We start from the raw sequence: 13106 nt of genomic DNA on the forward strand, positions 1-13106 counted from the left end.
TAGCGATTACAGAACTAATTGTAGCCCCGAGCACCTCATTCCTTATATAACAATGTTTTAAGATTGGTAGCACGATATTAGGGGATTAGGGCATTGCCATCCTATTCGGCACAAACAGCAAAAAAAAAGAGGCCTTCCCGAAGGCGATTGCTCGACAATTCGGGAAAACCTCTTCTTCATTTGATCAGAAATGTTTTACTCGTAGATATACGAGCAGCAATAGTCTGTAAGTTCAGCAACCTGAAGCTTGAATTTCGTGTTCGCTGGCACTTGGAATTCGCCTTCGCCTTGAATGTGCAGCCATTCTGTTTCGCCAGGTAGGAGCACTTTCAAATCGCCGGCCAAAATCTCCATGATTTCAACGCAGTCTGTTCCAAACTCATAATCGCCCGGCAGCATGATGCCGAGTGTTTTTTTGGTTCCGTCCGCGAACAATACAGCGCGGCTCGTTACTTTGCCGTCGAAGTAGACGTTAGCCTTCTTGACGATGGATACATTATCGAATTGAGACATGGTAGCCGTAATCTCCCTTATCTGTCGGATGTTAAGCTTTGAGGCGTTATTACAGCAATGCTTTCACTTTGCTAACAACGTTCTCAACCGTGAAGCCATACTCTTTGATTACGCGGTCGCCAGGCGCGGATGCGCCGAAACGGTCGATAGCAAGGATATCGCCTTGGTCTCCCGTGTAACGCTCCCAGCCGAATGGATGAGCCATTTCGATCGCAAGGCGAGCTTTAACCTCTGGAAGGATAACGGAATTTTTGTATTCCTTCGATTGTTTCTCAAAGAGATCCCAGCTCGGCATGCTGATGACACGAACTTGAATGCCTTCCTCTGCCAAAGCTTTTTGAGCTGCAACCGCCAGTTGAACCTCGGAGCCTGTTGCAAGAATTTGAGCTTGCGGCTTGCCGTTAGCAGCATCAGATACAACATAAGCGCCGCGGCGAAGATTCTCATGAACGCCGTCTACTGTGCCTTCAAGGATAGGCAGGTTTTGACGAGTAAGCACAAGCGCAACCGGGTTGCCTGTGTTCTCAACCGCATATGCCCAAGCAGCAGAAGTTTCGTTAGCGTCAGCCGGACGGATAACCGTAAGATCAGGGATGATACGGATCGAAGCAAGCTGCTCGATCGGCTCATGCGTAGGACCGTCTTCGCCGACTGCGATACTGTCATGCGTAAGCACGTATACGACTGGCAGCTTCATCAATGCAGCAAGACGAACGGCAGGACGAAGGTAATCCGTAAATACGAAGAACGTACCGCCGAATACTTTCAAACCGCTGTGAAGGGCAATCCCGTTCATTGCAGCAGCCATACCGAATTCGCGAACGCCGTAATAAAGGTTGCGGCCGTCATAGCTGCCTGGTTTGAACTGCGTCAAACCTTTCAGATGCGTCATCGTTGAGCTTTCAAGGTCAGCAGAGCCGCCGAAGATAGTCGGAACGTTTTTCGCAAGTCCGTTTAACGCGTTGCCGGAAGCTACGCGAGTCGATACTGCGCTGTCTCCTACTTTGTAAGCAGGAAGGTCAGCATCCCAGCCCTCTGGCAATGCGCCGGAGATTGCAAGTTCGAACTGAGCCGCCAATTCAGGGAAAGCTGCTTTGTATGCTGCGAAAGCCGCATCCCACTGTGCGTTTGCTTGCTCGCCGCTGCTTTTTACATCAGCAAAATGCGCGCGAACTTCATCAGGAACGTGGAACTGAAGATCTTCTGACCAGCCGTATGCTTGCTTCGTCAATTTGGTCTCGTCAGCGCCGAGCGGTGATCCGTGAGGACCTGCATGTCCGCCTTTGCCGCCTTTGTTCGGGCTTCCGTAACCGATAACCGTTTTAACTTCAATCAAAGTCGGTTTGGACAAGTCTGCTTGCGCCTCAGCTACTGCTTTGGTCAGCGCTTCGAGGTCGTTGCCGTCCTCTACGCGAAGAACCTGCCAGCCGTAACCCTCAAAGCGTTTTTGTACGCTCTCGGAATACGATAGGCTAAGCTCGCCGTCAAGCGAGATATCGTTTGAATCATATAGAACAACCAATTTGCCAAGCTGCAAGTGACCTGCGAAAGAAGCTGCCTCGTGGGAAACGCCTTCCATCAAATCGCCGTCGCCGCAAATGGAGTAAGTGAAGTGGTTGATTAGATCATGGCCTTCTTTGTTGTAAGTAGCGCCAAGCTGAGCTTCAGCGATCGCCATACCAACGGCCATGGCAATACCTTGTCCAAGCGGACCCGTTGTAGCATCTACGCCTGCCGTGTGGCCGAACTCAGGATGTCCTGGTGTCAATGAGCCCCATTGGCGGAAGTTTTGCAGCTCTTCAAGCGGCAAATCATAACCGGAAAGGTGAAGCAGGCTGTAAAGCAGCATCGAGCCGTGACCTGCAGACAATACGAAACGGTCGCGGTTTACCCAAGTAGGGTTCGAAGGGTTGTGCTTCATGTTTTTTGCAAATAGTTGATAACCCATTGGAGCAGCGCCCATAGGCATACCAGGGTGCCCCGATTTCGCTTTCTCGATAGAATCGATCGCTAGGGTACGAATCGTATCGATCGAAAGCTGTTCAATTGATTTTTGTGTAACCGTCATTCCAATTTCCTCCTATAATCTCATCTAGTCTCATTTCGTTTCGTTATATGGTTTCTCATTAACGATACAGCGTCATACCAGTTCGCAATAACTTTGAATATTGTATCACTGTGCATGCTTGTTTTCCATCATAAAAAATAGAATTCTCGCATAAAAATACAGCTAGTTGAATACAACCGTCTTATTATTATGCACAATTACACGATCCTCGATATGCCATTTCACTGCACGGGCCAGTACGACGCGTTCGATCGTCCGTCCGATCCGCTTCAGATCATCGACGTTGTCGCGGTGGCTTACGCGCTGAACGTCTTGCTCGATAATCGGGCCGCCGTCCAATTCCTCGGTCACGTAATGCGCGGTTGCGCCGATTATTTTCACCCCGCGCGTATAGGCCTGTGCATAGGGCTTGCCCCCGACGAATGCCGGAAGGAAGGAATGGTGGATATTGATAATCCGGTTAGGGAACTGCTCGATAAACTTCGGCGAAATAATCTGCATGTAACGGGCCAAAACAACGATATCCGCTTTATCCGCAACCACTTCAAGCTGTTTGCGCTCCGCTTCGGCCTTTGTGGCAGCCGTTACCGGAATGTGATGATAAGCAATGCCGAAGGATTCCACAAGCTCGCGCATGTCGGGATGGTTGCTGATTACCATGGAGATATCGGCATCCAAGTCTCCCGCCTTCCACTGCCAAAGCAGCTCAAGCAGGCAATGATCCTCTTTGGAAACAAAGACTGCCAGCCTTTTCTTGCGGCTGGCGCGGAAGGTATGCCACTTCATGTCGAAGCGGTCAGCCACTCGCGCGAAATCCTCCACCAGAACAGGAAGCTCTTTCTCCAGATCATTCAGATCGAATTCAAAGCGGATAAAAAACATGCCGCCTTCAGGATCCATTGTATATTGATCCGATTGCACGATATTCGCTCCGTGCTCATATAAGAAATGGGAAACAGCCGCAACGATGCCCGAACGGTCCGGACAAGATATAAGCATGCGTGCGCGGCCGCTTTTTCCGCCGGATTGATTCTGTACCTCGGACGGGTTGGATTGTGATGACATGGACTCTTAACTTCCTTTCACAACGATATAAATAATATGGAGGGAATAGCTTGGATACTAAATTCTAGCAAGCAGCTCTTTGCCGCCAAACCAAGCCGTAATACGCTGGTTCACTTGTTCCTCCGTCAGTTCGGAAGACAATGCATCGCCTGCCATTACAAGATCGTAAAGCCGCTCCATCGGCTCACGCGGATCTGCTTTTTTCGCTTTCGCGTCGGTTTTCAATAAATCCCACGTAGACAGCACGAATACTCTTGGATCGATTTCTTGCTTGCCGAAGAAATGGTGGAGACGCTCTACGTCCTCGAAGAACGGTTCTCCCAAACGGCTTCTGCCATTGTCGCCAAGCAAAGCGATTTCTACTTCATACATCGGACGTTCCGTTTTATCTTCTTTGCCGATCCACGGCGTTTCAAGAATAAACGGACGGCCCTTGAGACCGTCATGGTGAACGATCCGCTGGATCGCATCATGTCCCAGCCAGCCTGCGCCAACCGGGGCATGCCTGTCCTTGCCGGCTCCGCGTGAATTTTTGCTGTCATTGACGTGGACTACAGCTACGCGGTCAAGTCCGACCAAACGGTCAAACTGCTCGAGAACGCCATCCAGATCATGAATAAGATCATAGCCTGCATCATGCATATGGCATGTATCCATGCAGACGGTAAGACGGTGATTGTCTTGAACCTTGTCAATAATGGCAGCCAGCTCTTCGAAGCTGCGACCGATTTCCGTGCCTTTGCCCGCCATTGTCTCAAGGGCGATGTTCACATTCGTTTCCTTCGTTCCGGCAAGCACCTCGTTAAGGCCCTCCGCTATGCGCGCAATGCCATATTCGGCGTCCTTGTCCGTATAAGCGCCCGGATGAAGGACAATATTACGTACACCGATGTAATCCGTCCGGCGAATTTCTTCCTGCAAAAAGGAAACGGCAAGCTCGAACGTCGAATCCTTGTAAGAGCCCAGGTTTACGATATAAGGCGCATGGACGATAATCTCATTGATGCCCGATTGCTCCATAAGCGTCTTGCCTTCTTCAATATATAGCGTATCGATCGGCTTCCTTCTCGTATTCTGAGGTGCGCCGGTGTAAATCATAAATGTGCCTGAGCCGTAGGATACGGCTTCCTGCGCTGCAGTGAGCAGCCCCTTGTCCGAAAATGATACATGGGAACCTATTTTCAGCATGAATCTTTCGCCCCTTTCGGTTGATCAAACCTTATTTTACAAGGAATGTCGAAATAAATCTAGGAATACGGTATAATTCATTATTGAGGTGAAAGACACTTATGAAAGTTGCGCCTGATTGGTTTATGTACTTTATCGTTTTTTGGGCGATCGTCATGGTTGTTGCTATGTCGATTGGCGGATTTTTCATGTTTCGAAAATTTCTCAAAGTGCTTCCGATGCGAGACGGCAAGTCCAAGCTCGATTGGCAAAACTACTGGGTAGAACGCAGCCGCAGCATGTGGAACGACGATTCCAAGTCTTTGCTCGATGAGCTCGTATCCCCGGTGCCCACCGCTTTTCGCGATATCGCAAAACATTCGATCGCAGCTAAAATCGGCCAAGTCGCGATTGAACACGGCGCATCGTCCGTCACGCGCGAACACTGTATCGAAGGCTACATAAGAGCCACCCCAAAACGTGATTACCGCAGCCTGGTATCATTCCTTGATCGCCAAGGAATCGACTATGCTCCCTATAAGCATCTACTTAATAAATGAGTTTAAGCCGCATCCGTGCGGCTTAAACTCATTTATATTTTTCATCATGTTTTAGCGCGGCTAACCTTGCGATGCTTCACAGCTTTGTAACACGGTTAAATATAAAAATGTAACCTATCCCACGTCAATCTCGTTATAACATGCAGGAGGTGTTCACATCATGAACTCATCAAAGCGAAGAAAAAACAAAACATCAGCAACAGCAGCAGGAGCGGTTCTTTTAGCTGTGATGCTAGCAACGGCAGCTTGCAGCGGAACAAATGCCAATCCGAATACTACGGGCGGAAACAACCAGCAAGGCAGCGTGGAGGAATCCCCGGTTGTCAGCGATTTGCCTGAAGAAAGCGGCGTACTTGAACCCGATGTATCTTCACCGGAGCCGACTACGGAAGCAACCGACAGCCCTGATAACAGCACCGCAACGGAAGAACCCGCGGAAACGGTTAAAGTTAACGAAGGAATTTACAGCGGTCTAAGCGACTCGCACTCAATAGAAATAGAAACAGCCTCGGAGGTAATCCCCTTGCAAATTACCGATGAGTTAAAAACGGTATTAGAAGCTTTGCCCGATGACGCGAAAGTGAAATTCGAATATATAGAAAAAGCAATCGAGGGCGATCCGTCCGTCAAACAAAATTGGCTCGTGAAGATTGAACAAGTAGAGTAAAGAGTTAATTGAAGGAGCGATTGGATATGCGGGTTGCTATAGCCGGAGGAACCGGCTTTATCGGAAGCGCACTGACAAAGGCGCTGCTGGAGAGAAAAGACGAGGTATGGATTATTTCTAGAAAAAGCTCGGAGAACCAGCCCAAGCGCCCCGGTCTAAACCGATTGACCTGGAGCGAGCTTGAAGCTTCTCCCTCCTTGCTGGAAGGCATCGATGCCATAGTCAATCTCACAGGCGAGTCCATCAACCAGCGATGGACATCGGCTGCAAAGCAGCGCGTAATGGATTCCAGGATCACGGCAGCGGCCCGCATATCGAAGTTGGTTACGTCGCTCAAGCATAAGCCGCCGCTTGTCCTTAATGCATCGGGCATTTCAGCTTACGGCATTTCGGCAGACGGCATATTTGATGAAGAAAGCCCGACGAAGGTGACCGACTTTTTATCCGAGGTGGTTCAAAAATGGGAGCAGGCGGCTGATCTTATCCCTGCAAAACGGCTCGTAAAGCTCCGCGTTGGCGTCGTTTTGGACAAGAAGGAGGGCGCCTTTCCTTTAATGGCTATGCCTTATCGCTTGTTTGGCGGAGGAAAAATCGGCAGCGGAAAGCAATGGCTGTCATGGATCCATCTTGCGGATATGATTGGCTTGATCTTGTTTATTTTGGACAATGACAAGATACAAGGCGCAGTTAACGGCTGCTCGCCCGATCCCGTAACCAATGACGATTTTGGACGCGCCATCGGCAAAGCTATGGGTAGGCCGCATTGGTTTCCCGTTCCTGCCTTTCTCATGCGGACTTTATTCGGCGAAATGTCAACGCTGCTGCTGGACGGGCAAAGAGCCCTGCCGCGCAAGGCGCTTGAGAACGGCTTCACCTTCCGTTACCCGACAGTTGACAGCGCCATGAATGAATTGGTAGGTCGCGTATAAACGTTCCTAACTTGATTTTAGCTCATACGCAGGTCCTTGCTCGCCTGCTAGGTGAATCAGATCCCCTATCGAAAGCTTGTAGCTTTTATAGGGGATCATTGTTTGTCCATTGAGCAGACTGCCGTTTCTGGACCCCAGATCCTTAGCCTTATGCTCACCCTCGCTGCTCTCGATCTCCAAATGAAGACGCGATATGCCGTTCGCGCAATCCGCATAATCTACCTTCTCGCCGATCCGGCCGATTTTAAAACATTCAACGGTTAATTCCAGTTTTGTTTGCTCCCCTTCCCAGCTTCGTTGAAGCCAGATTACCGGCTTCATGTCATGCTCCTGCTTTTGTTCGCGGCTTAGCAGAACGGTCGGCTCTCCAATACGGGAAACCGGATTTGCGGCAACGACATGCAGCGGCGCAGCAGACGGATCGATCCATCCTTCAAAAACACCAGCAGAAGGTTTGTGGGATGCCGATTGATTATCCTCGCCCTGCGCATATAAATGGGCCATTCCTTGAAACATTCCCGGGGTTTGCTCCAGTAGATCCTGCTCGCATGCCCTCTCAGCCGAAGTATCGTTGGGATTTGCTCCTTTTAACCACACCAATATGAACACGGCAATCATTAGCAAGGTTATGCCTGAGCTGAGGAGCAGGCTTTGCCTCGTCGCGGCTTCAAGATAGACAAAACGCCAAGTACAGGCGATTACGATAAACAGCGCTGCGGCTAAAATCCACTTTTTCTTCGCATCAGGCTTTTCCTCCCCTATGTATGCAGGCATATCAGTATATTCAAGTGAAGACGCTTGCTGATGCCTTGTTTCGCCCAATAGACCAGATATAAATGTAGACACATCCTCCTCGCCCGCTAGCGGCTTTGGCGGTTGCGGAATGGGCTCTTCTGGATATGCAATCCGAGGCTGATGCCCTGTCCATGCATATTTTTCCGTAACATCCGCTTTTTGTTCTTGCTGCATTTGCTTTGTTTGGTGTGCCGAGCTGCTTTGTTTACGCGGCGCTTCTCCTATTAAATCCAATAGAGTAGAACGAAGCTCTTCCAGCGGCCATTTCTTGCCCGTTAAATGATGAAGCACCCGCTTCAGGCCATCTCCATCTATTTGTTCAATGTAGGAAGTGAACCTTACAATCAGCGATAAGAGATCGCCTGCTCCCATCGATTGCGTTCCTCCACTGGCTTTGATCGGCAAATAAGCAAGCCTTATATCATGAAGCTTCTCTCCCACAAAAATGAATTGCTCGTCCAGCAGACAACCCTCGGGCCGCAGCATATAATGCTTGCACTCATAGAGTGCATCTGCTACGCCTAAAATCAGCGTATAATATTGCTCCATCGTAAGCGGATGCTGCTGAAGCCTGTGAAGCAGCATTTTCATCCCCGACAGTTTGTAGCGGAACGTTACTTTAGTGTCCAGTTCAAACCAATCCATGGGCAGCAGGTAAGGTATTCGTTCGTTCTGAAGCATATGAAGCTCTATATCATCAAGCTCGCTCCTATATATGCCGCTTTCGCGGTCAATAATCATTTCATGTCCCTGATTCATGGCAAAATCAATTCGAAAGCGTTCCATGCCACTATTCCCCTTTCCCTGTCTACCGCTTAACTAAACATAGACCATACCGTAACGGCCGCCGGAGCAACCGCCAGCATAAACGGAAACTTTTTGCCTGACTCCGACCATTGCAGCCACTGCTGCTTTTTTGAACCTGCCCCAGGAGTCAGAAACGCCGATACGCCATTCGTTACTCTCTTTCCGAAAGGACGATTCACGAGGATTAGAAATAATCCTATGACTCCCGCGTACAAAATGGCATAAAGCATCATTTGCAGTACGAGCAAAACGCCAGTCCAAGCGCCTAAAGCGCCGAACAGCTTAACATCCCCGGCACCTATTCCTTTTGCTAAATGCAGAAGCATCAGAGGAACAAAGCCTGCGGCAGCCCCGGCCGCAGCGGCCGCAGCTCCTTCCAGTCCATTCATCGCGAACTGATAAACAAACGCCGCTATAAAAAAGCTTGCCGTAAGCCGGTTCGGAATAATTTGTGCTTTAATATCCGTTATGAAGGCCCCTAACAAAAGTATTACGATTGCAGCTATCTGAATGAATTCCATTCGTGTTCCTCCCTGCCGCAGTTCCTTTAGCTGGCTAATTCCCCCCGCTTTTCTCCACGACAAAATGCATCGACACTTGGTTTGTTTCTTTGCTTGCCTCGGAGGCCGCAAGCTCCCACACGCCTGGCGTGGTGTTGCCGGATACATGCCAGGTCCATTTGATGTACCCGTCGGCATCGGCAGCCGCTTCTCCCAGATGTTTGGCTTTGCTTGACCCGCTCTTATACGTAACCCCTAGGGAAATGACGGCCCCCGGAGCTGTTTTTACGGTTACGGAGGCCTTCCTGCCCGGCCGAAGCGGCGATGGCTCGATAGACACGATTTGAATCGGAATGCTTTCTTGTTCGCCGATACTCTCGCCATATCGGGCCGCGGCGGCATCGCTTATCCAAACCCGCTCGGCCGCTTGTTCTTTTAGCACAATCGGCTTCCCGTAAAAAGGCAGCTTTAACGGGAAATCATATTCTACAGCAATAGCCACATAAGGTTCGTTTTCCTTCTCCAAATCGGGCAGAGCCAGCCAGCTTAGCCTGATCCGCTCAGGATCAATAATCGCGGCATCCGCAAAGTCTCTTACCAGCGGTTCAACAACGGCGCGTCCGATCTCCGAAGCCGCCATATTTTGAAGCGGACGGAAGTCTCCTCTCAGTGTGGAAGATAGGAGCGGACCGGCGGGTGCCGGCAGCCATTCCATCGCTTCCGCCGCAATTTCGCTCCATGAAGAAAGCGGGAAAAGCGTTGGCGTTGGCGATGGAATATGGGCTGCTGCTTGCTGCCAAGCCAGCTCTACCGGATGAATATGGGCCGCAATCTGCCTGACCGATTGTGAGGCAGCCGAATGCAAGGCCATTTGCACCGCGCATAGACGAATAAGCATAACAAACACAAGCAGGACCACGATGACCATCGGCATGACCAATGCCGCTTCTACAACGATCGAGCCTTGCTCACCCGCGGAATGACGGCGTTTAATAGGACCAGCCAATGGTTTGCGTCGTCTCATAACGGTTGCCGTCAACCTTTCCGTCCAAAAGTCCAAATCTGCCAAGCACCCTCATCAACCCCGGTACAAACCAAAGCTCCGTAGAAACGCCCGCCTCGCCCGTCACCCCGCTTGGCACTGCAGACAGCACCGTCCCGCTGTTTTGTTCGATGACCGCGATCATCCGGGCTAGGCTTGCGCTGTCTCCAGCGTCATGCATCAAAGCAAAAAGCCGCAAATAATCTTTGTACGATAGCTCAACCTTTACGTATTTAGATAAGGGTGCCGAGCCTCGTTCGGTAAAGGCAAGCATATCCTCCATGGTTTTCTCCAAACCGTAAATTAACGCCGCTGATAAAATAAGCAGGGGATGCCCGAGCGTTCTGCTTTCCAGCAGCCCTTCCATCGTCCGCACGGCAAGCCTTGCAGCAAACAGTTCCCCGTATGCAGCGGCTATGTTTCCCATTGCGTCGTGAAAGCCGTAAATGATATATTCCGCTTCCTGATTGTTGAAAGAAACCGCATGCGACAGCTCCGATACGTTGCCCTCCGTCAGCATGGAACGAAGATGCTGCGGCGCAAAAGCGGGATACTTATTGACCACATATTCACCGTAATACAGCGTATCTCTCGTCTGCTCCAGCATCCCGGCCATACCTGTGAATATACCGTCCATAACGGAGGCAGAGCGATTCGCAGCTTCATGGGCCTCGCCTGCCTGCTCCAAATCCAAGGGAGCAGCATCTGACTTTTCATTGAACAAAAGATTGTCGCTGTAATGCTGCTTCACCTGTTCAAAAACCTGCTGATGCTCTTCGGCCTGCGGAATAGCCGTTAGGCCATGGAGCAAGCCGCGTGCCTGTTTCCAAAGTGATTCAGCCTGCTCTCCCTGCTGCTTCAGCTTGGCTTTGACCTCTCCTTGTTCGAGCGTACTCTTTCGGCTGGCAATGATTGCGGCTGGACGAATATAATTCTCCTCGTAGTTTCCGTAAGCAAGCCGCAGGCTTGCAACGCCTTCAATCAGGGTATCCGCCGTTTGATCCGCGACCGGCTTCGCCAATGAAGCAATGCTGCTCGTTTGATAACTTCCCGCTTCGAGATCAAGAGCCGCCGCAGACGAGCCATGCGCCTCCAACTCTTGCCGGTAAGCTGTAAACCACGCATCCGTTTTGACAAGCTCGTCTGCTTGCTTCCTTATTTCTTCAATATCGCTAGCCGCATCGGCAGGTACTTCAGACTGTACCGCTCCTGACGATTTTTGCCTCGCTACGGCATCATAGCCTCCACGGTCAGCTTGCTGATTCGCTTGCTGAACAAGACGCTGCATATCCTCATTTAATGCTCTTGCAGCTTCCAACTCCCGAATGGCATCGCCCTGCAGCTTCACATGGCGTTGAAGCATTTCTGAGCTGATTCGGCGAAGCTCTATTGCAAATGCTCTCGCTTTATCCTCATAAGCTTCTATTGCTTCAGAGTGGTCTGCTCCCCCCGCATGTTCCGCATTTTGCTCCTGCATGACCCAGGCTGCATAATCGCGATATTCCCCGGCAAGGCTTAAGGCAGTGTCTCCCGCTGCTGCGACGGCATTCGTCTGCGCCGGAATCATCGCTTCTATTCCGCTGTCTCTCATTATGCCTGCAGCCAGCTCCTGCAAGTGTAGCACCTGGCTTAAATGGGCTTCACGCCTTTCATAAAGCTTGCGTATGCTCTCAAGCAGGCCGATTGTCACGGAAGCCTCCTTCATTACGCCTGCCATTGGCGCAAATCGTGCGGCAAGCTCCAAAGTAAAGTCAATAGGCGCTTTATATTTCATTTCCTCCAGCACCTGCCGCTTAAATACATCATGGCTTCCCAGAAACGATGCCGTATGCAGTTTCGAGCTTTCTGCTTTCATGCGTACCAGCTTCATTCCTCGTTTGGGTAAGCCTTCTATGCCTTCGATATTCGCCGCCATCGTATCGGTGAAGATCATCTCTCCCTCTGTCCCTCCGCGGCCAAACAATCCATATCGCTCGTATAAAGCAGCGTCATAAGCCGACAGGACAGAGCGTACGCTTGACCGCACGGCATCCTCCGTCAGCTTGTGCAAAGCCGCAATACGCGCATAATCGATAAGCAGAGAAAAAAACAATAATAACGAGGATAAGACAAGAACAGAAAACACGGTTACCGCTCCGTTCTCTTCAAACCATAAGCGGCGATTGATGTCTAACCATCCGTACCTTGATTTCTTTTTTGCATTCACAGCCGCCTTTCACCTCCATTGCTGCCACCCTACCGGATGTAGGGTTGAATCACTGCGGCTTCTGCGCCTCGGCTGCATCCTTATAAGAAGCTAGCGCCTGCCCGGCCTGCTGCTTCGCCTGCCCCGCTCCGCCCGGCCGGTTGGCGTATTTCGCAGAATAATAACGTACGAGATCGATGCTTCTTATAAATTCAGCCGGGTCAACGATCGAAGCCGAAGATACCGTCTTGGGTTCCCGCCCCAGCCCGCTTTGATCAGCAAGCCCGCTTGCCAAAGGAGACTTCAGCCTAACCGTGATCTCTCTCTTTAGGGCATCCCGCGAATAGCTGATATGCCCTTCATACGCTAAGTCCGCTTGTCCGATCCATTCCGAGGCCTGCGCCATTTTCCGCGCGGATAGATCTTCCTTTGCCGCCTCACCCGGCATTGCCGGAGGAATCGCAGCTTCCGCGGAAGCGCGATTCCCGCTTGTTCCAAATAGGCCGCTAAGCAGCTCGTCCTCTCCTATTCGCCAATACAATCCGTCATAGGCTGTATTATTCAGCATACCGTTTTTTGCCTGGCGAAAGCTGTTATCCCAGCTAAATGCAGCACGTTCAGCCGTTGCCGACGCGGCATAATAAAGCACAACCTTCTGATACATATACATGCCAAACAGAATAAACAATAAAATGAGCCCGAAAAGCATTGGAAATACGATCGTTGATTCCAGCGTAAAGCTGCCCTGCTCCCCTCTCAGCCATTGCGGCAGCCTTGCTCCCCTCCTCCGCTTGCCCATACGCGCCAC

Annotated in this window: 12 protein-coding genes; 3 read left to right on the forward strand and 9 right to left on the reverse strand. The window is 50.6% G+C overall.

Translation table 11 applies throughout. The features are described 5' to 3' along the window. Positions 1-195: 195 nt before the first annotated feature. From MRBLPE1_RS08915 to MRBLPE1_RS08930, 4 genes are all read right to left on the reverse strand, one after another. Positions 196-513 (reverse strand): pyrimidine/purine nucleoside phosphorylase, encoded by a 318-nt coding sequence (locus MRBLPE1_RS08915; protein WP_308997175.1) that lies wholly within the window; start codon positions 511-513, stop codon positions 196-198. 49 nt (positions 514-562) lie between these two features. Continuing rightward, entirely contained in the window at positions 563-2581 is a 2019-nt protein-coding gene (tkt, locus tag MRBLPE1_RS08920) for a transketolase (protein ID WP_364144188.1), read from the reverse strand. Between the two features lie 162 nt (positions 2582-2743). Next, the gene (gene purU / locus MRBLPE1_RS08925; RefSeq protein WP_364144190.1) at positions 2744-3646 is read right to left on the reverse strand and encodes a formyltetrahydrofolate deformylase; all 903 of its coding nucleotides are present in this window, start codon (positions 3644-3646) and stop codon (positions 2744-2746) included. Between the two features lie 57 nt (positions 3647-3703). Then, complete coding sequence (locus MRBLPE1_RS08930) at positions 3704-4834, reverse strand: deoxyribonuclease IV (protein ID WP_364144192.1); 1131 nt, start codon at positions 4832-4834, stop codon at positions 3704-3706. A gap of 101 nt (positions 4835-4935) precedes the next feature. On the opposite strand from MRBLPE1_RS08930, the gene MRBLPE1_RS08935 reads away from it, so the two are divergent. The 3 genes from MRBLPE1_RS08935 (at position 4936) to MRBLPE1_RS08945 (ending at position 6969) form a co-directional block, all read left to right on the forward strand. Further along, positions 4936-5373, forward strand: a complete 438-nt coding sequence (locus MRBLPE1_RS08935) for a DUF2621 domain-containing protein (RefSeq protein WP_364144195.1) — start codon at positions 4936-4938, stop codon at positions 5371-5373. A 160-nt stretch (positions 5374-5533) separates the two neighbouring features. After that, on the forward strand, positions 5534-6040 hold the full coding sequence (locus MRBLPE1_RS08940; protein WP_364144197.1) for a hypothetical protein: 507 nt from the start codon (positions 5534-5536) through the stop codon (positions 6038-6040). A gap of 26 nt (positions 6041-6066) precedes the next feature. Further along, entirely contained in the window at positions 6067-6969 is a 903-nt protein-coding gene (locus MRBLPE1_RS08945; protein WP_364144199.1) for a TIGR01777 family oxidoreductase, read from the forward strand. A 6-nt stretch (positions 6970-6975) separates the two neighbouring features. On the opposite strand, the gene MRBLPE1_RS08950 is transcribed toward MRBLPE1_RS08945, so the two are convergent. Genes MRBLPE1_RS08950 through MRBLPE1_RS08970 form a run of 5 tightly spaced genes read right to left on the reverse strand, consistent with a single transcriptional unit; the run spans position 6976 to position 13097 of the window. After that, a complete protein-coding gene (locus MRBLPE1_RS08950) occupies positions 6976-8550 on the reverse strand; it encodes a DUF6382 domain-containing protein (protein WP_364144201.1) in 1575 nt (524 codons plus the stop codon). 29 nt (positions 8551-8579) lie between these two features. Beyond that, positions 8580-9092, reverse strand: coding sequence for an A24 family peptidase (locus MRBLPE1_RS08955; protein WP_364144204.1), 513 nt, complete (start codon positions 9090-9092; stop codon positions 8580-8582). Positions 9093-9126: 34 nt separating this feature from the next. After that, a complete protein-coding gene (locus MRBLPE1_RS08960) occupies positions 9127-10095 on the reverse strand; it encodes a TadE/TadG family type IV pilus assembly protein (protein WP_364144206.1) in 969 nt (322 codons plus the stop codon). Further along, entirely contained in the window at positions 10061-12319 is a 2259-nt protein-coding gene (locus MRBLPE1_RS08965; protein WP_364144208.1) for a hypothetical protein, read from the reverse strand. The genes MRBLPE1_RS08960 and MRBLPE1_RS08965 overlap by 35 nt, the downstream gene beginning before the upstream one ends. Before the next feature lie 49 nt (positions 12320-12368). Next, on the reverse strand, positions 12369-13097 hold the full coding sequence (locus MRBLPE1_RS08970) for a TadE/TadG family type IV pilus assembly protein (protein ID WP_364144209.1): 729 nt from the start codon (positions 13095-13097) through the stop codon (positions 12369-12371). Between the last annotated feature and the right edge of the window lie 9 nt (positions 13098-13106).

Source organism: Paenibacillus sp. LPE1-1-1.1 (genome assembly GCF_040676435.1).
Lineage (GTDB): Bacteria > Bacillota > Bacilli > Paenibacillales > Paenibacillaceae > Pristimantibacillus.

Coding starts and splice junctions, on each gene's coding strand:
- MRBLPE1_RS08915 (WP_308997175.1), bottom strand. CDS start 513: ATGTCTCAATTCGATAATGTATCCATCGTCAAGAAGGCTAACGTCTAC.
- tkt (WP_364144188.1), bottom strand. CDS start 2,581: ATGACGGTTACACAAAAATCAATTGAACAGCTTTCGATCGATACGATT.
- purU (WP_364144190.1), bottom strand. CDS start 3,646: ATGTCATCACAATCCAACCCGTCCGAGGTACAGAATCAATCCGGCGGA.
- MRBLPE1_RS08930 (WP_364144192.1), bottom strand. CDS start 4,834: ATGCTGAAAATAGGTTCCCATGTATCATTTTCGGACAAGGGGCTGCTC.
- MRBLPE1_RS08935 (WP_364144195.1), top strand. CDS start 4,936: ATGAAAGTTGCGCCTGATTGGTTTATGTACTTTATCGTTTTTTGGGCG.
- MRBLPE1_RS08940 (WP_364144197.1), top strand. CDS start 5,534: ATGAACTCATCAAAGCGAAGAAAAAACAAAACATCAGCAACAGCAGCA.
- MRBLPE1_RS08945 (WP_364144199.1), top strand. CDS start 6,067: ATGCGGGTTGCTATAGCCGGAGGAACCGGCTTTATCGGAAGCGCACTG.
- MRBLPE1_RS08950 (WP_364144201.1), bottom strand. CDS start 8,550: ATGGAACGCTTTCGAATTGATTTTGCCATGAATCAGGGACATGAAATG.
- MRBLPE1_RS08955 (WP_364144204.1), bottom strand. CDS start 9,092: ATGGAATTCATTCAGATAGCTGCAATCGTAATACTTTTGTTAGGGGCC.
- MRBLPE1_RS08960 (WP_364144206.1), bottom strand. CDS start 10,095: ATGAGACGACGCAAACCATTGGCTGGTCCTATTAAACGCCGTCATTCC.
- MRBLPE1_RS08970 (WP_364144209.1), bottom strand. CDS start 13,097: ATGGGCAAGCGGAGGAGGGGAGCAAGGCTGCCGCAATGGCTGAGAGGG.